The sequence below is a fragment of the Pseudomonas sp. CCC3.1 genome (genome assembly GCF_034347405.1).
Lineage (GTDB): Bacteria > Pseudomonadota > Gammaproteobacteria > Pseudomonadales > Pseudomonadaceae > Aquipseudomonas.
The window spans coordinates 2,598,388-2,618,780 of record NZ_CP133778.1; the positions used below are offsets into that span (position 1 = coordinate 2,598,388).

The 20,393-nt window shown below is 57.8% G+C and carries 14 protein-coding genes; 10 read left to right on the top strand and 4 right to left on the bottom strand.

The window, feature by feature from the left end:
- Positions 1-171 precede the first annotated feature (171 nt).
- Positions 172-1,128 carry an AraC family transcriptional regulator gene (locus RHM56_RS11745; RefSeq protein ID WP_322241371.1) on the bottom strand — a complete coding sequence of 319 codons (957 nt, stop codon included), beginning with the start codon at positions 1,126-1,128 and terminating at the stop codon, positions 172-174.
- A 102-nt stretch (positions 1,129-1,230) separates the two neighbouring features.
- On the opposite strand from RHM56_RS11745, the gene RHM56_RS11750 reads away from it, so the two are divergent.
- Genes RHM56_RS11750 through RHM56_RS11760 form a run of 3 tightly spaced genes read left to right on the top strand, consistent with a single transcriptional unit; the run spans position 1,231 to position 5,548 of the window.
- Complete coding sequence (locus RHM56_RS11750) at positions 1,231-2,481, top strand: MFS transporter (RefSeq protein ID WP_322241372.1); 1,251 nt, start codon at positions 1,231-1,233, stop codon at positions 2,479-2,481.
- 47 nt (positions 2,482-2,528) lie between these two features.
- Positions 2,529-3,860 carry an MFS transporter gene (locus RHM56_RS11755; RefSeq protein ID WP_322241373.1) on the top strand — a complete coding sequence of 444 codons (1,332 nt, stop codon included), beginning with the start codon at positions 2,529-2,531 and terminating at the stop codon, positions 3,858-3,860.
- 14 nt (positions 3,861-3,874) lie between these two features.
- Positions 3,875-5,548, top strand: a complete 1,674-nt coding sequence (locus tag RHM56_RS11760) for a N,N-dimethylformamidase beta subunit family domain-containing protein (RefSeq protein ID WP_322241375.1) — start codon at positions 3,875-3,877, stop codon at positions 5,546-5,548.
- Between the two features lie 139 nt (positions 5,549-5,687).
- Here RHM56_RS11760 and RHM56_RS11765 read toward each other — a convergent pair whose 3' ends face one another.
- Both RHM56_RS11765 and RHM56_RS11770 read right to left on the bottom strand, forming a co-directional pair.
- The gene (locus RHM56_RS11765; RefSeq protein ID WP_322241376.1) at positions 5,688-7,211 is read right to left on the bottom strand and encodes a Fic family protein; all 1,524 of its coding nucleotides are present in this window, start codon (positions 7,209-7,211) and stop codon (positions 5,688-5,690) included.
- A gap of 278 nt (positions 7,212-7,489) precedes the next feature.
- Positions 7,490-8,404: a LysR family transcriptional regulator gene (locus RHM56_RS11770; protein WP_322241378.1), complete on the bottom strand. Its 915-nt coding sequence runs from the start codon at positions 8,402-8,404 to the stop codon at positions 7,490-7,492.
- A gap of 288 nt (positions 8,405-8,692) precedes the next feature.
- Here RHM56_RS11770 and RHM56_RS11775 point away from each other — a divergent pair, with 288 nt between their 5' ends.
- The 4 genes from RHM56_RS11775 (at position 8,693) to RHM56_RS11790 (ending at position 15,523) form a co-directional block, all read left to right on the top strand.
- Complete coding sequence (locus RHM56_RS11775) at positions 8,693-9,715, top strand: zinc-dependent alcohol dehydrogenase family protein (RefSeq protein WP_322241379.1); 1,023 nt, start codon at positions 8,693-8,695, stop codon at positions 9,713-9,715.
- 328 nt (positions 9,716-10,043) lie between these two features.
- Positions 10,044-11,483, top strand: a complete 1,440-nt coding sequence (locus tag RHM56_RS11780) for a hypothetical protein (RefSeq protein ID WP_322241380.1) — start codon at positions 10,044-10,046, stop codon at positions 11,481-11,483.
- A 141-nt stretch (positions 11,484-11,624) separates the two neighbouring features.
- A complete protein-coding gene (locus RHM56_RS11785; protein WP_322241381.1) occupies positions 11,625-13,274 on the top strand; it encodes a VRR-NUC domain-containing protein in 1,650 nt (549 codons plus the stop codon).
- Positions 13,271-15,523 carry an ATP-dependent DNA helicase gene (locus tag RHM56_RS11790; RefSeq protein ID WP_322241382.1) on the top strand — a complete coding sequence of 751 codons (2,253 nt, stop codon included), beginning with the start codon at positions 13,271-13,273 and terminating at the stop codon, positions 15,521-15,523. The genes RHM56_RS11785 and RHM56_RS11790 overlap by 4 nt, the downstream gene beginning before the upstream one ends.
- 33 nt (positions 15,524-15,556) lie before the next feature.
- Here RHM56_RS11790 and RHM56_RS11795 read toward each other — a convergent pair whose 3' ends face one another.
- Positions 15,557-16,381: a helix-turn-helix transcriptional regulator gene (locus RHM56_RS11795; protein WP_322241383.1), complete on the bottom strand. Its 825-nt coding sequence runs from the start codon at positions 16,379-16,381 to the stop codon at positions 15,557-15,559.
- Positions 16,382-16,679: 298 nt separating this feature from the next.
- On the opposite strand from RHM56_RS11795, the gene RHM56_RS11800 reads away from it, so the two are divergent.
- The 3 genes from RHM56_RS11800 to RHM56_RS11810 all read left to right on the top strand — a co-directional run bounded on the left by RHM56_RS11800 (position 16,680) and on the right by RHM56_RS11810 (position 20,303).
- A complete protein-coding gene (locus tag RHM56_RS11800) occupies positions 16,680-17,465 on the top strand; it encodes an IclR family transcriptional regulator (RefSeq protein ID WP_322241761.1) in 786 nt (261 codons plus the stop codon).
- Between the two features lie 139 nt (positions 17,466-17,604).
- A complete protein-coding gene (locus RHM56_RS11805) occupies positions 17,605-18,765 on the top strand; it encodes an iron-containing alcohol dehydrogenase (RefSeq protein WP_322241384.1) in 1,161 nt (386 codons plus the stop codon).
- Between the two features lie 41 nt (positions 18,766-18,806).
- On the top strand, positions 18,807-20,303 hold the full coding sequence (locus RHM56_RS11810; RefSeq protein WP_322241385.1) for a CoA-acylating methylmalonate-semialdehyde dehydrogenase: 1,497 nt from the start codon (positions 18,807-18,809) through the stop codon (positions 20,301-20,303).
- The last annotated feature ends 90 nt before the right edge of the window (positions 20,304-20,393 follow it).

Sequence of the window (20,393 nt, forward strand, 5' to 3'; positions counted from 1 at the left end):
CGGTAGTTTCAGGTCGAGAAAGTTTTGGCTTACCCCCATTTTTTCCCAATCCTCAATTGATGGGCTTGATGATGGATAAATCCAATAAGTTGTGTAAAAAGTCAGAAATAAAGCGATAAGACACAAAATAAGGGAATTACGTTGCAGCGCAGGTATCTGCGTTGGCGTTACCTACTGCCTCACCTTGCGACTTAATCCAGGTGTCTTACCCGTAATACGCTTGAAAGCGCGACTGAAAGCGGCCTGCGATGTGTAGCCCAAACGCTGCGCTACCTCTTCAATCGGCAGCCTTTCGAGGGTCAGCCACTGGCTCGCAAGCCGCATTCGCAGTTCGGTGACATAGCGCAGCGGGGCCATGCCAATCGTTACCTGGAAGCGGTCCGCGAAGACCGAGCGAGAGGTATTGCAGTGCTCTGCCAACTGCGCAACGGTCCAGTCGCGGCCCGGTTGCTGATGGAGCGCTAACAGTGCACCAGCCAAGCGTGGATCGCGCAAGGCGGCGACCAGGCCTGAGGCATTGCCGCAGGCGCACTCTACCCAGCCGCGAACGACCATGGCCGCTACCACATCGGCTAAACGCGCGAGGATACCGGCGAAGCCGATACGTGCGGCGCTAACCTCGCGTTCCATGGTGGTCAGGATCGGTACCAGACCGGGATAACGCTGGCCGCCGGCATCAATCAGCATCAGGCCCGGCATCAGCCTGCCAAGGCCATGGATACTGCCCAGTTCAAACTCCATACAACCACTGAACAAAATAGTGCTCGGCATGAGGTTGGCATCGGCTCCGGTAGCCACTGCGCTGACGGTGTCACCGAGCGGGGCGCCGTCCAGACGGTCGATGTCTAGAACAGGCGCGTCTGGATGTGAAAGCAGTTGATGGGCCGCGCCATGGGAGATGAATACGGCGTTGCCGGCAGACAACGCGTAGGTGGTGCCATCCTCCATTCGCAGCACCGCATTGCCGACGGCGATGAAGTGGAACCAGGCGTGCCCAGGTTTTTCCGTGAAGCCCAAACCGAAGCTAGGGCCTGCCTGGATACGCCGGTATTCGACACCGCGCAGGCGCATGCCGCGCAACAGTTCGTTAATGAGGTCCGAGGAGAGAGCAAACTGATCTTCAGGCATCGTTCAGGAGTTTTAGTCAAAAAGTGGAGACTTTGGATCATAGATCATCCGGATTCCGGCGCCTAGACTGCGGCTCGCCATAAAGATTTGGAGATCCGTGCAATGAATGACTGTATCTGTAATGCCGTACCCGAACGCGATCCTGGCGTCGGCTTGGATGTAGAGCCTGCAACGCCCGCGTGGATGGCCGTCTTTTCGTTGGCAATGGGGGTGTTTGGGTTACTGACCGCTGAGTACCTACCGGCCAGTTTGTTGACGCTGATGGCGACCGACCTGGGAGTGTCCGAAGCGCTGGCTGGCCAGGCGGTAACGGTGACAGCCGTCGTCGCGCTGTTCGCCGGCTTGTTGGTGCCAGGCCTGACCCGCAGCATCGATCGGCGTTGGGTGTTGCTGGGGTTTTCCACGTTGATGGTCGCTTCCAATTTATTGGTCGCCGTTTCTTCCAGCTTTGCGGTGCTGTTGTTGATGCGCATCTTGCTGGGTATTGCCCTTGGCGGGTTCTGGAGCATGGCTGCGGCGGTCGCGATGCGGTTGGTGCCGAGTGCTCTATTGCCCCGGGCGCTATCGATCATTTTCAGCGGCATTGCCATCGGGACGGTCGTTGCAGTGCCGCTGGGCAGCTATCTGGGCGGGCTGTATGGCTGGCGCAGCGCGTTCTTTGCCGCGGCGGCAGTTGGCATGGTGACCCTGGCGTTTCAGTCGTTCACGCTGCCGCGCCTCGCGCCGCGTCGGCCGGCAAGGCTGCGCACTGTTTTAGAGGTGTTGCAGCGCCCAGGCATCGCCATGGGGATGTTCGGTTGTGTGCTGGTGCACAGCGGGCACTTTGCGATGTTCACCTATGTTCGGCCATTCCTTGAAGGGACGACCGGCATTGGCGCGCAAGGGCTGTCACTGATGTTGCTGGGGTTCGGTGTGGCCAACTTCGTCGGCACGCTGTTGGCCGGGAGGCTGCTGGAGCACCACCCGCTGGCCACTCTGGTGTTGATGCCCGCACTGGTCGGCGTTGCAGCTCTGGCGTTGGTGCTGTTGCCGGCATCGTTGCCGGGGCAGGCGATACTCCTGGCGATCTGGGGCTTGGCCTTTGGTGGGGTGCCGGTGGCGTGGTCGAACTGGGTTGCCGGTGCGGTACCTGATCAGGCGGAAAGCGCCGGAGGCATGGTGGTGGCCTCTGTGCAGTCCGCCATCGCAACGGGCGCCGCCGCTGGCGGTGCAGTGTTCAGCTTCGGTGGCAGCGCAGGCGTATTCATCGCGGCGGCCGTGCTGATGTTGCTGGCCGCGCTGCTGATTGCGCTGCGGGTCCGCGTCCCTTCTGCCCATGGCGTTAGCCAGCCCAATCCCGCGCTGCACCTTTGATCCGATTTGCCAAATCGCTTCGATCCCATCCAATCAGGAAGTAACCCATGAACAATACGACGTCTCACCAAGGACGCCTCAAATCGTTGCGCGCGGCAGGTATCGGCAATGCGCTCGAATGGTTTGACTGGACCCTGTACGCAACCTTTTCGGTGTACTTGGCCAGCAATCTGTTCGACAAGACCGATGCGCGCTCGGCGATGCTCGCAACCCTGGCTGTGTTTGCGGGTGGATTTGTCGCACGGCCTATCGGCGGGTGGTTGTTTGGCCGACTGAGCGACCGGCTGGGGCGTCGGACCATCATGGTACTCACCATGCTGCTGCTTGCGATCAGCAGCCTGGGCATCGCGCTTATTCCTGACTACCAGAGCATCGGCCTGTATGCCTCGGGCGCGCTGTTGTTTTTCCGGCTCATGCAGGGGCTCGCCCATGGTGGAGAGACAGGGGTTTCCTACACCTATGTCGCCGAGATCGCCCCAAGCAAACACCGTGGCTTATGGTCGAGTTCGGTCTATGTGGGGGTGACGCTAGGGGTGATGGCGGCGACGGCCGTGGCGGCGACGCTTACCTGGCTGCTGGGCGCGCAGGCCATGGGTGACTACGGCTGGAGGATAGGCTTCGCCATGGGTGGAGTGCTCGGTATTTACGCACTGTTCTTGCGCCGCGGTGCGCAGGAGTCCCATGTGTTTGTAGCGCAGCAGGGGCAAGCGCGGCCGCCGCGCAAGCTGTCCACGGGGGAGATGCTGCGCGTTGCGCGTAACATCGTCATGCTGGCTGCGGCCGCCAATGTCACTTACTACGCCTGGGTCACGTTCGGTGCTTCGACGGCGATTGCCCAAGGCATGGACGCCACGGGTGCTTATGTGGCCAGTCTTCTCGCGCAGATCCTCTGTGTGTGCTGGTTGCCGGTCTGCGGGATGTTGTCCGATCGGGTAGGCCGCCGACCCATGGTCATCGCCTGGGGCCTGGGCGTGATCGTACTCACCTATCCCATCTCGATAATGGTGACCACTGAACCCTACACGCTGTTCCTGGCCCAGGTGCTGGGGCTCGGCGCCTGGTCGTTGATCGCGGCGATTTTCCCCGCGGTGCTCTCCGAGCAGGTACCCACCCAGGCACGGGCCCAAGGCGTCGGCTTGGTCTCGTCGGTGTCCGTGGCGATCTTTGGCGGCACTGCGCCCTATCTGCACAACTATCTGAGCGGCGCCGACCTTGGCTATCTGTACGTCAGCTATGTCATCGGGTTGGGCGTGGTCACCGTCCTGGCAGGGTTTCTGATCGACGAAACGGCGGGCATCGACCTTGCGCATATCGAGGCGCCTGGCGCTCGAGTCGGGGTCAATACCTTGGCGGGTCGATCCGCCGAATCAGCCGAATAAAGGAGTACGAATCAATGAATTCCACAGACCTCAAAACCCCCGCTGTACGAGGTGAACGACCCGGCGCGAATGTGACCGTCAGCCAGACTTCAGGGCCACGTCAGGCCGCACGCGAGACCTGGGTTGAAGTGCCTTCAGAATCAGGCCCGGCGGCGGCCTGGTGCTATTCGGATCGTCGCGCCTATAGCCCAGGTGATTCGGTTTGTCTTTATCTGTCGTCGAACTGCCCACACGTGCGGCTCAGGATCTATCGCGACGGCGCCATTGCCCACACGCTGCATACCACCGGCAGTCTTGATGCTCGATTCCACCCCATACCCGAACGCGCCTATGAGCATGGCTGCCACTGGCCAGTCTTCATGCAATGGTCGATCCCGGCTGATGCCGAGCAGGGTGGCTATATCGTAGAAGTACGGGACGGTGCTGGCAGCGTCCTCGGGCATCATCTGTTTATCGTCAAGGCGTTGCGCAAGCGTGCCGATGCCTTGGTACTCGTCGCGGCCACATCAACGTGGGCCGCTTACAACGACTGGGGCGGTGCCAATCATTACTTTGGCCTTCACTCCGGCACGCCGCGTGGCCGCTCACCGTTGCTGTCGGCACAGCGCCCCTGGGCGCGAGGGCAGGTGTGGCTACCGGACGATGCGCCACGCTGCGTCAACGCGACCCGGCCCCGCAAGCCAGGGCCAGCGCGCTATGAGTTCATCGAATGGGCTGGCCTTAACGGTTACGCCAAGTACTACGCGCTGGCGGGCTGGGCTTCTTTCGAGAGACCTTTTGTGGTCTGGGCCGAACAGCAGGGTTATACGGTGCATATCCTGACCCAGGACGATTTGCATCACGACCCGCACGCGCTGGAGGACTACGCCTGCGCCGTCTTCGTTGGGCACGACGAGTACTGGACGCGGGAGATGCGCGACCATGTCGACGCCTTTGTCGAGGGGGGCGGCAAGGTCGCGCGATTCGCCGGCAATTTTATGTGGCAGATTCGTCTGGAGGATGAGGGTCGGCGGCAGGTGGCCTACAAGTACGATGCCGGCGCTCTTGATCCTGTGGCGGCTACCGAGCCTCATCGGCTAACGGGGGCCTGGGAAGATCCGAGGGTGAATTACCCTGGGGCATCGACGTTCGGGGTGAATGCTCTGCGCGGGATATACGCAAGCTTTGGGGGAATGGCACCGCGCAACCCGCGCGGATACACAGTCTTCAGGCCAGAGCACTGGGCGTTTATGGGGACGGGCCTCGGCTACGCGGACATGTTCGCAGACGAAGCCAACATCTTTGGCTATGAAGTGGATGGCCTCGAATACACGTTCGTCGACGGCCTTCCAGAACCGCTCGGCACAGACGGAGCGCCCAGCGGATTGCAGATTCTCGCAATGGGCTGGGCGACCAATGCCGAGCATGGCCGGTCCGAGGATGTCTATTCATTCATGCTCGGCGACGGCGATGCCCGGTTTCGTGCTTCCATCCTGGCGCCCGACCTTAGCGACGCCAGCATTGCTTTGCACAGCCGTGGAGCCGGCATGGTGGTGCACTTCCACAAAGGTCGAGGTGAGGTCTTTACCGCTGCCACGTGCGAATGGGTGCATGGGCTCATGCAGGCAGACATTTACACAGTAATGATCACAAAAAATGTACTTGAGCGTTTCTTGCGCAACATCCCCTCAGATAGGCCCCCAATGTAGCAATTCACTGGAAGTGGATGGATCTCCAATCGAAACTGGTCGGTACGCAGTGCTTGCCAGGTTCGGCATCCTCGATTCAAAGCGAACCTTTAGTAAGCGGTATCACATCAAGCGGATGCCGCTTTTCACCGCTCCCCACTTATCGTTCTTCGAATGCGCAGCGCACGGCTTCCACAACACGTTCCGCCCGGTGAGTGTCCTCCAGCTGCGGATACGCTTTCTTCAATTTGCCAGATACCTGCCAGCCGTTTTCCTTGAGAGAGCGAATGATGCGGGTTGCGTCCTGATCCGGCATTTCCATCATCTCTTTGAGTCGCTCTTGAGCGCGCTGGAAAATCACCAGCACGCGAGCCTCATCGGCCATCTCGGTACGGACCGTATGCGCCACGACCTGTGCCGTGTACAGGACGTGTTCGGTCAAATCGGGATAGCGCCATGCAAATTGCGCGTCGTCATAGTCATCGAAGACCAGGTTGCTCGAGGTGCCGTCCTCATAGACGACGAGTTCGCCAAACCGATAGGACGCTGCGTAGCGTTGCATGAATGGCCGCGAAAACACCTCCAGCGTACGATCGTAGCGCGCCCGAAAATCGATCGAACTCGTGATGGTGGCCGACACCGGCAGGATCACGCCATCAGGCACTGCTTTATCGCGGATCAGGGTGTCGTTGATCAGGAAGCGGTGGATCCGACCATTGCCGTCCCGCATGGGGTGGATGTACACAAAGGCGAAGGCGAGTGCCGCTGCCCGGGCCAGCGGCTCGGCGCCCCGCGTGGCCAGCTCGAATGCTTTAAGGCCATCGAGCAGTTGCGCCAGCGCCTCGAATGGCGGCGCAATGTAGTGCACGATGTCCTCGCGCATGGTCGCCTGTCCCACGAATACCGGCGAGCGTCGCAGGCCCAGCCCGACGGCCTCATGACCCAAAATACCGGCTTGCAACGTGTGCAGACTGTCGTTGCTCAACGGATCCTCGATATGGCCACAGTACTTGGCGATCACCTGGGCAAACCGCTGGATCCTGTCGCCCTTGTCTGACTCCTTCTCGATCAAAAAACTCGCACGTGACTCCTTGAGCGTCAGCCAACTGGCTGTGCGCATCAGGATGTCGGCGCCAAAGGTTTGGTTCAGCTCGCGCAGTGCCGCATCCAGGTCAAATTGCAGTGCTTGCTGTACCGTCTCGGTACGACGAACCAAGGGGCAGAACGCCGACACGCCGGGCAGGTTATCGTTGATGCGCCAGCGGCGTATACGCAGTGGCTCAACGCGGGTCAGATACTGCTGCGATGAAACGGCATCGACATAGCCGCCATTGGTGACATCTGGCACATCCAGATGCTGTCCGGTCAGCCACTCGTAGAGGAACCCAGTGCGGCGGGCATATTGGCCAAAGGGCGCTTGCCGGCACCAGGCTTCGATGTGCTCTGGGCCAACAACTGTAAACAGACGGGCGAAAAACTCGAGGTGAATTTCTTCGTACTTGAGACCAAATCCGAAATGTCCCGCGAAGTCGTCCTCTGGCTGGTAACTGGCGGGATACGTGTTTTCGACATGCCCATTGCTCTCGCGGCTCTTGCGTGTCGTACCAATCACCGATTCGACGCGCAGGGGTTGTGCAAGCGCGATGCCGTAGCGATCGGCAAGTGCCTTGAAGCCTACTTGCATGGTCGAATCCCCTAACGAGAGCTTAAAAATGATAACGAGAAGGGGATGGTACGTGAAAAAAGTAAACCGGTGAGTGCGAAAACGCTAATGCTCACTTAAATTTGATAACGAACGAGGTGTTCTTGTTGAAAATGATAAAAGTGTTAGTGGCAGATGTGCCCCCAAATATGCCCCCAGAGTGAGTGGGTTTCAGCAGGATTCGACGGATGGCAGCGGATCAAAAAGGACCTTGAAAACCGTCTGAAACAGGCATTCCAGAGCGGTTCAAGACGCTTCTGTCAAAGACTGTCCGGATCCCCAAAAAACATCTGAATCCGCGACCGCAACCAGCGCTCACCCGGATCGTTGTCCTGAGCTCCGCGCCAGGCCATGTGCAGCTCAAAGGCCTGGGTGTCCAGTGGAGGGTCTTCTGCGCGTACGCCGCCTGCGGCCGTCAGCGCTTCGGCGGTGTAGTCAGGGACGGTGGCAATAATGTCGGTGCCGGCCAGCAAGGTGCTAAGGCCGTTGAACTGTGGAACGGCCAGCACGACGTGACGTTTGCGGCCCATTTTTTCCAGTTCGGTGTCGATAAAGCCGCTTAAGTCACCGGCGAATGAGACCAAGGCATGCGGGCGCTCGCAGAAGTCATCCAGGCTCAGTGCGCCAGGCATGGTGTCAGCCCGCAATAGCTTGGATTTACTGCGTCGCAGCACTTTGCGCTTGGCATTGGCGGGCAGGTCGTTGGTGTAGCTGACGCCCACCGATATTTCGCCCGACGCCAACAGCGGTGGCATCAGGATGTAGTTGACCCGTCGAACCACTAAAACGATGCCGGGCGCTTCTGCGCGCAAGCGTTTGAGCAGCAGGGGCAGCAGCGCAAACTCAACGTCATCAGATAAGCCAATGCGAAACACTGACGTACTGGTGGCGGGGTTGAACTCTGATGCACGGCTGACGGCGGTGGAGATGGAGTCCAGCGCCGGTGACAGCAAGGCGAAGATCTCAATCGCCCGCGCTGTCGGCTCCATGCTGCGCCCTGTGCGGACGAACAAAGGGTCATCGAACAGATTGCGCAGACGTGACAACGCAGCGCTGATCGCCGGCTGCCCCAGAAAAAGTTTTTCGGCTGCACGGGTCACGCTGCGTTCATGCATCAAGGTTTCGAAGACGATCAGCAAGTTCAGATCGACGCGACGTAAGTCGTTACGGTTCATCTGGCGGTTTCACTGGAGGGTCAACGGGGAGTCAGGTAAGGGATCTTACTGGCAAAGATGATAAATCGTCACTCGGTAGATTGGCTTTCTTGGTTTGCTGCTGACGATGTCGCCTCGTAAAAAAGCGGACTTCCTCTTTTTTACAGGTACACGTAGCACCTTTTCATGGCGAGAAAATGTCTGCGGATCAATGACAGGCATGTCGACTATTAATGCTGTCTGTTAGTCTTGCGCACAAAGCCCGGATAAAGTCCCGTGGTATTAGCGATTAACAAGGCGAGGTTTGCGATGTCGCGCACGATCCGTTTTCACAAGTTTGGCCCAGCTGAGGTGCTCACGCTTGAAGAGCAGCACGTCTCTGCGCCTGCGCCTGGCGAAGTTCAGGTGCGTGTCGAGGCGATCGGCATAAGCTGGTATGACGTGCTCTGGCGGCAGAATCTGGCTCCTAGCCCGGCCCGTTTGCCAGCGGGTATCGGCCATGAAATGGCGGGTGTTGTCACCGCTGTCGGTGCGGGGGTTGATGATTTGTCGGTAGGCGACAAAGTGGCCAGCTTTCCGGCTCAAAGTGCCAACGACTACCCTGTGTATGGCGAGCTGATTGTGATGCCGCGCTCAGCCCTTACGCGCTATCCGGACATTTTGACCCCGGTTCAGGCCAGCACTCATTACACGCCAGTGCTGATCGCGTATTTCGCGTACAAAGATCTGGCGAAGGTCGAGCCTGGGCAAACGGTGCTTATTACCGATGCCAGCCACTGTGCCGGCCCCTCGTTTGTGCAGTTGGGCAAGGCCTTGGGCGTCAAGGTGATTGCGGCAACTAAAGAAAGCGAAGAGCGTGATTGCCTGTTGAACCTGGGTGCCGACCACGTGATCGTGACCGAAGAGCAAGACTTGGAGAGGCAAATTAACAAGATCACCGATAGCAGAGGTGTGGACGCGGTTTTTGACGGTCTTGGGGGCCCCCAAATGTCGGTGCTGGGTGATGTACTGGCACCTCGCGGCAGCCTGGTTTTGTATGGCCTGCAAGGTGGCAATCAAACCCAACTGCCCGCCCTGAAATGCTTTCAGAAAAATATTCAGTTTTATGTTCACTGCATTGGCAACTTCACCGGCAAGCCGGAGTTGGGTATTGCTCAGGACGAAGTGGCTATACAACGGGCCTTGTGTGAGATCAATCAGTTGACTGCCGACCGTCTGTTGCTGCCCCTGGAGGTAAAAGTCTTCCCGTTTGAAAACTTCGTTGAAGCCCATCGCTTTATGGACGCCTGTCCATGCCGAGGCCGAGTCGCGTTGCAATTGACCACGGCTTGAGGGCTGACGCAGCCTGCAAGACTCAACACACTAAGAATGATGATGCCGCCCTTGAACGACTGGTTCAGGGGCGTATTTGTATGGGCAGCATTAAACGTATTTATTCGATTGCGTTTATTCGAGTGCGGCAGATGCATGTTTGATCTCCCTGGCAGATTTGTTTGGATGTTCATTGATTACATAAATATCCAATTGAGTGTGCCTTTTGTGTAGGTCTATTCCTGTGCGTATGTAATCCTCGTCTGTTATGGGCTGTGCCGATGAGGTAAGTGTGGGCGTGCCCCGAAGGGCTGCTGATAATACAGCGCTCTAATTGGAGGGATAGCCCATGAATAATTATCATGAACAAGCCATGCGTTTTGTTTATCAGCAAGTTCTGCACCGGCTATTGGGTTTCTTTAGTCGCTCTGAGCGTGTTGCCTTGCAGTTACTTATACAACGCTTGTTAGTTGCAGCGGGGGGCGTTGAGCGTATTGGAAATTATCGGGTCATGGTGGTGCATGAAGGCGGCAAAGAATGCGCCTACACGTTGGCTTTTTTGCGGGCTGCTCAACTCAGTATTGCGGGCCGAACGCCTGAGACATTTGTGTTGCGTATTGCCGTATTGCGCCAACCCCGAGTGACCGCCAAGGTTTTGGAGCGGATACACACCCAATGCAGTGAGTTGTTTATGTATGACGACCCGCGCGTAGAGTTAGTGCTCGTGGATGAGACTCAGGTAAACCGTTTGGATAAACACAGGCCGACGGCCTTTGAGCACCTCCAGCCGGTGATAGACCGAACGCAAGTGCTGATGTCAGGGCACCTCACTCAGGGCGATGTCCGCGCGACGTTCTTTTACACGGATTTTTTGTCACGCGCCAAGCTCTATCACCGTGCCTGCGAATGGGGTGGGGAGGTCGATGCTTTAATCGACCGACGGCCGCCCAAGCACTTGAGCGAATACATGGCGTGGGTACAACGGGTCGCAAAACAGCAGGGGCATGAACTGAATGGTCAGCACTTTCAAGGCTTTGAGGGGGCCGTGAAGTTATGTTCAAAACTGGACGACGACTATAAACATTTATTGTGCTTGTCTGCACCGATAAGGTCCGACGCAGTAGAAGCTGTTAATAAAGTGAATGTAATCAATGTGTTTGATTGTCTCTCCTACGAGATAGATATTTTTCATTCTAAGGTGCTGATATTTTTTGAGGGCGCATGGAATATAAAGGTACTGGATATTGATGAGCCGCAAGCCGCAGTTGTGTTATTGGCGGCGCACTTGCAAGGCTTGCGCGGCATCTATCAGGAGGGTCTTGAATACCGTGTGGGGGTGGAAGCTTACTTGCGCTACATCGCCATTGAAAATAAAACTAGCGCGTGCTTTAAAGGTCAGCTGATACAACACTTGGGGGGGACCTTTAATACGGCTAAGCGCATAGATAAATTGCGCAAGACTGTTACGCAATACCTGGGGGAGTTACACGGTGTCAGCGACGAGCAGTTGGGGTGTTTCATGTACTCTCCTTTTGTCGAGCAAGCGCATGGCCTCGAGGCTTTTCTAGAGCACCGCTACCCCGAAAAACTGCAATCACTCGATGAGCTTCGACGGATCCTGATGAGCTCAAGCGGCGTATCAACCCCTGACGCCCTGTGGCTTGAATCGGTGAGCGGCTTGCCTTTGTCATCGCTTCGCGTGTTGTTCAATATGCAAAAGACAAATTTCACGTCCGGCAACTCCCTGATTGCCGCGCTGTGGGTACATGATCCGAACAATCAAACCTGAATGGCTCTATCCACTGCCCGCCAGCTCGGCTGACGGGCACAGTGAAAGGAGGCCGCTCATCCAATAGGATTTGCCACAGCGCTGGGCTAACTGCTATCTGTATGCATAACCAGTAACCAAAACCAGTGGTTTGTTCTGCCTGTGATTTCCGATCCCCTCGAAGACCCGCTTTATTACCTTAAAAACTTTCAGCACGTGCTCGATTGGGTTGCCGGACGGTACGTGGACGTTTTGAATGCCGACGAGCAACAGTTCATTGCCGGTTTCGCACAGTTGCCGGGCGCTTCACAAGCCTTGTGGGTCCGGATGGCAATGCGCAAAGGCACGCACTTTCGGGCCAGTAAGCTGAACTACCCTGAGATCGGCGATACGCGTTGCGCTGCGAAAGCCCTTATAGCGCATGGTTGGGTGAATGATCACGCAGCGTTGGCCTTGGCCGAGGTGTTTGATGTGTTGACCAAGCCCGAAATTCTTGTCCGTTTTGGTCCACACCTCGCTAAACCCAAAGGTAAAAAGAGCGAATGGCTAGAGGAATTGGCCGTCGACTTCACTCAGCCGCTGAGCCTGGCTGAATGGCACCCGGCGTTGGATGAGCACCTTTACACCCTCAACCATCGTGCGTTGTGTGATCGCTTGCGATTGATGTTTTTTGGCAACCTGAGCCAAGGCTGGTCAGACCTGGTATTGGCCGATCTGGGGTTGTTTAACTATGAGAAGGTCGATTTCAGCCCCGAATCCCGTGCCTTGCGCTCGCGGGCCGATATTGACGGCTACTTGCACCTTTATGCCTGCCGCGAACAGTTTGAAGCGGGGGGTGATGCTAACGAGGTGTTGGCGCACGTTCTGGACTACCACACCGACAATCGCTGGCTGCAACGGCGTCGTGCACGCTTGTTGTTCCAGTTGGGGCAGTACCACGAGCGGGCAGGGGCGTTGGTTCTGGCGTTGCAGGTTTACCAACACAGTGACTACTCAGAAGCGCGGCTACGCAAAGTTCGGGTGCTTGAACTGCTGGGTGAGTACGCGCAGGCCATGGCCCTGACGGAACCCACTGAAGACGCGCCTTTCAGCGATGCCGAAGAGCAGCAACTGCTGCGTATGCTCCCTCGGCTGCGGCGCAAGCTGGGGCTGGCAGCACGTGCGCGTCCCAAGGCCATGCCGATCGAGCGTTTGGACCTGAGCCTTGAGCACAATGAAGCGCTGTCAGTTGAGTTCAAAGTGGTGAGCCATCTGCAAGCTCCCGAGGCGCCGGTGTATTACGTAGAAAACACCCTGATAAACGGTTTATTCGGCCTGCTGTGCTGGCCCGCCATTTTCGCGCCTTTACCGGGCGCTTTTTTCCACCCTTATCAAAGCGGCCCGGCCGACTTGCTGGAGCACGATTTCTACCCAAGGCGGGCGGCTTTGTTCGACGCCTGTCTGGCGCAGTTGGATAGCGGCGATTACCTGGACACCATCCGCGCCACTTATGCCGCCAAATTTGGTGTGCAATCGCCTTTTGTGGCCTGGGATTACGTGAGCGAGCGCCTGCTTGAAGACGCCTTGTTGTGCCTGCCGCCGGAACACCTGAAAGTCTGGTTCCAACGTTTGCTGCAGGACATTAAAACCAACCGCGCAGGTATGCCCGACCTGATTCAGTTTTGGCCCGCGCAAAAAACCTACCGCATGATTGAAGTCAAAGGACCTGGTGACCGCCTGCAAGACAACCAACTGCGCTGGCTGGCGCTGTGCGAGCAGCACCAAATGCCGGTGACCGTGTGTTATGTGCAATGGCAGGAACCTGGCGCTTGAGCTATCGCGTAGCCGTGCGGGCCTTGTGTGAATTCACGGCCAAGGTCGGCGACCTTGACCTTCGATTTACTCCGTCGCCCACCGCGCAGCAAGGCATCGCCGGGCATCGCACTGTGGCCTCGCGACGCAGCGCCGGCTATCAGGCTGAGGTGAGTCTGGAAGGGCAGTACCAAAGCCTTAGTGTACGCGGTCGCGCCGACGGATATGACCCGCAGGGCAACGTGCTCGAAGAGGTCAAAACTTTTCGCGGTGACTTCGCCTCCATCCCGGCCAATCATCGCCAGTTGCACTGGGCTCAGGCCCGGATTTATGGCTGGTTGCTGTGCCAAAACCTGCAATTGCCTGAGGTCAATCTGGCGCTGGTGTATTTCGATATCGTCAGCGAGAAGGAAACCCGGATTCAGGAACGCTGGAGCGCGGGCGATCTGGAGCAGTTCTTCAATCAGCAATGCGCGCTGTTTTTGGAGTGGGCAGAACAGGAGATGCGCCATCGTCAGGCCCGTGATGACGCGGCGCAGCAGTTGGCGTTCCCTCATGCGCAGTTTCGTACCGGGCAACGTGCCTTGGCCGAGGCGGTATACAAAACCGCCAGCGGTGGCCGCTGCCTGATGGCGCAAGCGCCCACCGGAATTGGCAAAACCATCGGCACCTTGTTCCCCTTGATCAAGGCCATGCCCAAGCAGCAACTCGACAAGCTGCTGTTTCTGACTGCCAAGACCCCCGGCCGCAAGCTGGCCCTGGATGCGGCGCAGATCCTGTTTCCTGCTGGCACTGACGTTACTCTGCGGGTGTTGGAGCTGGTTGCACGGGACAAGGCCTGCGAATACCCGCAGAACGCCTGCAATGGCGACGCCTGCCCGTTGGCCAAGGGCTTCTATGATCGCTTGCCTGCTGCGCGTGCAGCAGCGGTTGGCCAATCACCGCTGGACCAGCAAACACTGCGCAGCGTAGCCCTGGCGCATCAGGTGTGCCCGTACTACCTGAGTCAGGAAATGGCCCGTTGGGCGGATCTGGTGATCGCCGACTACAACTACTATTTCGACTTTACGGCCTTGCTTTATGGCTTGGGTCAGGCCAACCAGTGGCGGGTCGCAACGCTGGTGGACGAAGCGCACAATCTGGTGGAACGGGCACGGCAGATGTACAGCGCCAGCCTTGATCAGCAAACCCTCAACAACGTGCGCCAAAACGCCCCGGCGCCACTCGACAAGCCTTTCAAGCGCCTGAATCGGGAATGGAATGCTTTGCACAAGGACCAAGTCGGACCTTACCACGTGCACCCGCAACTCCCGGCTAAATGGCTGAGCGCGTTGTCAGGCTGCATCACAGCCATCGGTGACTACCTCAATGATCACCCGCAAGGACTCTCGGGCAACCTGCAAGCGTTCTACTTCGAAGCCCTGCAATTCAATCGGGTTGCAGAGCTGTTTGATCCCCATTTTTTATTCGACGTCAGCGTGCGCGACGGTGCCCAAAAGCGTTGGTCGCAGCTCAATCTGCGCAACATCGTGCCGGCCGGGTTTATCGGCCCGCGACTGGCCAGCGCACAGAGTAATGTGCTGTTTTCGGCCACGCTCAGTCCGCGCACCTATTACTCCAATCTGCTGGGGCTGCCCGCTGACACGGTCTGGATCGACGTCGAGTCGCCGTTTAGTGCCGAGCAACTGACGGTGCGGGTGGTCAGCCAGATCTCAACCCGCTATGCGCACCGCCAGGCGTCGCTGGCGCCGATTGCAGAGTTGATCGCTCGCCAGTTTGAACAGCGCCCCGGCAACTATCTGGCGTTTTTCAGCAGCTTTGACTACCTGCAACAAATTGCTGAATTACTCGCCGAGCGCTATCCGCATGTGCCGCAGTGGCTGCAATCGCGGGGCATGGATGAAGTGGCGCGTCAGGGGTTTCTCGATCAATTCACCTTGTCGAGCCAAGGTGTTGGTTTTGCGGTGCTGGGCGGCGCCTTTGGCGAAGGCATCGACTTGCCCGGCGCGCGGTTGATTGGCGCGTTTGTCGCCACCTTGGGCCTGGCACAACTGAATCCGGTCAACGAGCAGATCAAAAAGCGTATGACCGGGCTATTTGGCGCCGGTTATGACTACACCTACCTCTATCCGGGGGTACAAAAAGTGGTACAGGCCGCCGGGCGAGTGATTCGCACGCAGAGCGACCAAGGTACTTTGTTCTTAATCGACGACCGCTTTGCCGAGCCCAAGGTGCAGCAGTTGCTGCCAAGTTGGTGGCAATTGGGCTGACCACAGTTAATCGAGTTCCGGTCAGCCCAAGGGTCAGTCCTGTCCGCCCCAAATGATGGTTGCGTTGTCACCGGTCATGTACTCGCGCACTTCCAGGGGCAGCGACAAATCGCTAGGCAACAATACCGTGGCATTGCGCAGGTGTTGCCGACGAATCAGGCCTTTACCGGCATAGCCCAGCATCATGCGGGTCGAAAATGGCTGGCGAAACGAGCTGGAAGCCACGCCCGTGACCAGGCCATAGAGAAAGCGAATAGGCCGGCGATGTTGCGGTGTCAGGATCGAGAAGGTGATTTCGTTGCGCTGCTTGCCTTCGAAATCCACCAGAAAAATACGATCCCCCAGTAACAGGCAAAAACCGTGATAGGTGAATGAGTAGCCGATCTTGCCGCTGCCATCGAGCAGGGGAAAGCGCTCTATCGTGACGTACTGCACCATGGACTCCGCTTGGTACAAGCAGGTCACTGAGCGCAGGATTCGGCCTTTGTAGATGGACGAGTTGTGGTAACGGTAATAAACACCCAGGTAGTCATCAAGCAAACCGACCGATTGCTTGGCCAGTGGCAGGAAATGATTGAACTGCGCCGAGGCGCGCAATCCGATGGGCAGTTCGTTTTCGAAGCCTTCGTAGAATTTCTTGAAATCCGGCGGCTCGCGGAAAAGATCTTCGGCCTCCATCATGAAATAGCGTGAAATTTTCTGCAGGATCTTCTGCGACGGCACATGCTGGCCCGCCAGGTACTTATTGAATTGTTGGCGGTTGATGTCGACCTTTCGGCACATGTCTGCCACTGAACGGCATGATTCGACGAGTGTCGCGAGGTTTTTTTGCACATTACCCTGAAGGTCGTTGCGCATTTGGTGTCGCTCTCCATGTGAGAGGGCGGTCGTTACAGCCATGATCAACAGGTCTCCTCGGCAGGTTTCTTATAGTTATCAAAACGTCATTATCGTAAGGCGGGGGCGTTTTGAATGACGATCTACTTCTTTTGTTTCGGGGTAAAGCACCGTCTGTAAGCGCACCTGTTTAAATTTGTTTCAGATAGATCAACATGGCAGAGGGTCAAGCACGGGCGCTGACGATTTATCCATGTGGTTAGACATCTTTGCCGGGTTGCGCAAAAATCGCTGTCTTCTCAAGCCAGGCCGCTGCCAGATGACCGATAGCCCGAACTCCCGTAACAAAGGTTCTTCCATTACTCGCGCTTTGGACATCATCGAAGCTGTAGTGCAGGCCGATCATGCGCTGTCTCCGGCGGACCTGGCCTATCTGCTGGACATCCCCAAGCCCAGTGTCCACCGTTTGTTGCAGCAGATTCAGGCAGAGGGTTACCTGCAAACCAACTTGCGCGGCGGCATTGTGCCCAGTGAGCGACTGCACCACATCGCGCTGGGGGTGATTCACGCGGCGCGGCACAAGGCCCAGCGGCAGGCGATTTTGCGCAAGTTGTCTGAAACACTCGATGAAACCTGTGGCATTGCCATGCCCGATGGCATCGACATGGTGTACTACGACCGCGTCCAAAGCAGTTGGCCATTGCAGTTGCACTTGCCGGTCGGGGCGCACGTTCCAATCTGGTGCACCGCCAGCGGCAAGCTCTATCTCAGTAGTTTCGCTAAAACCCGACGCTTGCAGATCATCGACAACCTGGCGCTTAAACGCATGGCCCGCAACACCATCACTGACGCGCAGTTGCTTGAAGAAGAACTCAAGCACATACGCCAACAGGAGATGGGCGTGGACAATGAAGAGTTTGTCGACGGCATGGTGGCGTGCTCGGTGCCGGTCAAGGACCGTGAGGGACGTCTGGTCGCCTGCTTGTATGCCCACGCGCCGACTATCCGCAAGAGCCTCAAGGAACTCATGGCTTTTGAACCCGCGCTGCGCGAGGCGGCAGAACAGCTTCGCGAACTGATGCAGGCGCCCGCAGCGCTCGATTAAACATCTGATTTCACCTTCTTCTGAAAAGGAGCACCTCGCTGAGGTGCTCCTTTTTTTTGTTTTGTTATCGACATAATATTCTTATAACGATACATTTCGTCTCGTTTTACAACAATAAATAATATTATGAGGTGGCTTCATGTCAGTACCTGTCATTTTGCCTCGCATCCTGGAAGTGGGCGCCGATGCGAGCCAGCGGCTCCCCGACGTGCTGACTGCACTCGGGTGCAGCCGGCCTTTGATCGTCACCGACAAGATGATGGTCAAACTTGGCCAGGCCCAGCGCCTGCACGACATCCTTGTGGCGCGCGGCATTGTTGGCGAAGTGTTTGACGACACGGTCCCGGAGCCGACAGCGGCTTCCATTGAGGCGGGTGTAGCGCGGCTGCGCGAGGGCGACTTCGATGCCATTGTGGCGCTCGGCGGCGGCAGTCCCATCGATAGCGCCAAGGCGATGGCGATTCTGGCTCGCTACGGCGGGCACATTCGCGATTACCGTTTTCCGCGTCAGGTGAACGAGGCCGGATTGCCTCTGATTGCCATCCCGACCACGGCCGGTACGGGGTCGGAGGTGACACGTTTCACAATCATTACCGACGAAACCACCGACGAAAAACTGCTCTGTGCAGGTATTGGCTTTATGCCGATCGCGGCCCTTATCGACTACAGGCTCACCTTGAGCCTGCCAGCACGTGCCACTGCCGACACCGGTATTGATGCGTTGACCCATGCCATCGAGGCGTATGTCAGCCGCAAGGCCAGCCCTTACAGCGACAGCCAGGCATTGGCGGCCATGGCCTACCTGGGGCCGAATTTGCGCAAGGCCTATCACGATGGCAAGGACGAGTCGGCCCGCGAAGCCATGATGATCGGCGCAACGCTGGCTGGCATCGCGTTTTCATGCGCTTCGGTTGCGCTGGTGCATGGCATGAGTCGCCCGATTGGTGCGTTCTTTCATGTGCCGCACGGGCTTTCAAACGCCATGTTGCTGCCTGCGATTACCGCCTGGTCGCTGCCCTCGGCCCCTGAGCGCTACGCCCAATGTGCTCGCGCAATAGGTGCCGCACTGGCCCGCGACAGCGATGAGCTGGCGGGCAGAAAACTGGTGTCGTTCCTTGAGGCCATTAATACCGAGCTGTCGGTGCCGACCCTGGCCGAGTTCGGTGTCGACTTTCAGCGCTTTGAACAGGTCGTCAGCACCATGGCAGAGCAAGCGCTGGCGTCGGGCTCGCCGGGCAACAACCCGCGTATGCCGAGTGTTGAAGAGATGATCGCGCTGTATCGATCCCTCTGGGTTTAACCCTTACCCGTCAACGCCCCCTTATTTTTTTGGAGACACCTATGAGCATCATCGGACACTTGATCAACGGCGAAATCGTCACCCCGGATGGCCCGACGGCGCCGGTATTCAACCCGGCCACCGGAGCCGTTCAGCGCCATGTTGCACTGGCGTCAACGGCCACCGTGAAGAGGGCGATCGATGCGGCCGAAGCCGCATTCCCGGCATGGCGCGACACGCCGCCAGCCAAGCGGGCGCGCATCATGTTCCGCTTCAAGGAACTGCTGGAAAGTAACGCCCAGCACATCTGCACATTGATTGGCGAAGAGCACGGCAAGATCAGCCACGACGCTGCAGGCGAGTTGCTGCGCGGGATCGAAAACGTGGAATACGCCTGTGGTGCGCCGGAACTGCTCAAGGGCGAGCACAGCCGTAATGTTGGCCCGAATATCGACTCATGGAGCGAGTTTCAATCGCTGGGCATTGTGGCGGGCGTGACGCCGTTCAACTTCCCGGTGATGGTGCCGTTGTGGATGGTGCCGATGGCGCTGGTGTGCGGCAACTGCTTTATCCTCAAGCCCTCAGAACGCGACCCGAGCGCTACCTTGTACCTCGCGCAACTGTTGCACGAGGCCGGGCTGCCACCGGGTGTGTTGAGTGTGATCAATGGCGACAAGGAAGCCGTCGATGCGCTGTTGTTTGATCCGCGAGTCCAGGCCATGAGCTTTGTGGGTTCGACACCGATTGCCGAATACATCTACCGCACCGCCAGCGCCCAAGGCAAACGCTGTCAGGCGCTGGGCGGCGCCAAGAACCACGCGATCGTGATGCCGGATGCCGATCTGGACAATGCGGTGAATTCGTTACTGGGAGCCGCCTTCGGCTCCTCGGGCGAGCGCTGCATGGCGTTGTCGGTCGCGGTCGCAGTGGGTGATGCGGTCGCCGATGCGCTGGTTGGTAAATTGGCTGAGGCCATGCAAGGTCTCAAGTTTGGTGCTTTTGACGATGCCAGCAATGACTTCGGGCCGGTGATCACCGCCCAGCACCGGGACAAGATCGTCGGCTACATTGACAGTGCTGAACTGCAAGGCGCGAAGATTGTGGTCGATGGCCGCAATGTTCAGGTTGCCGGTCATGAGAATGGCTTCTTCGTCGGTGCCACACTCATTGATGGGGTGACGGCGAACATGGAAAGTTATCGCGCCGAAATTTTCGGCCCGGTATTGCAGGTCATTCGGGTCAATACCATGGATGAAGCCATGCAACTGATCAATGACCACGAATACGGCAATGGCACCTGCATTTACACCCGTGACGGTGAAGCCGCACGCTACTTCAGCGACCGCATTCAAGTCGGCATGGTCGGTATCAACATTCCGTTGCCGGTTCCCGTGGCGTCCCACAGCTTCGGCGGCTGGAAGCGCTCGCTGTTTGGCGACCTGCATGCCTACGGCCCCGATGGTGTTCGTTTCTACACCCGCCGTAAAACCATTACCCAGCGTTGGCCATCCGCCAACCTTCGTGAAGGCGCCGAGTTTTCGATGCCAACCATGAAGTAATGCCCACCAAGCCGCCCACGCCTTTGCACGGGCGGCTTGGTCTTTATGGCGCGCGCAAGGCTCGAGTGCTTCAGGTTGCGTCAGCTGCAC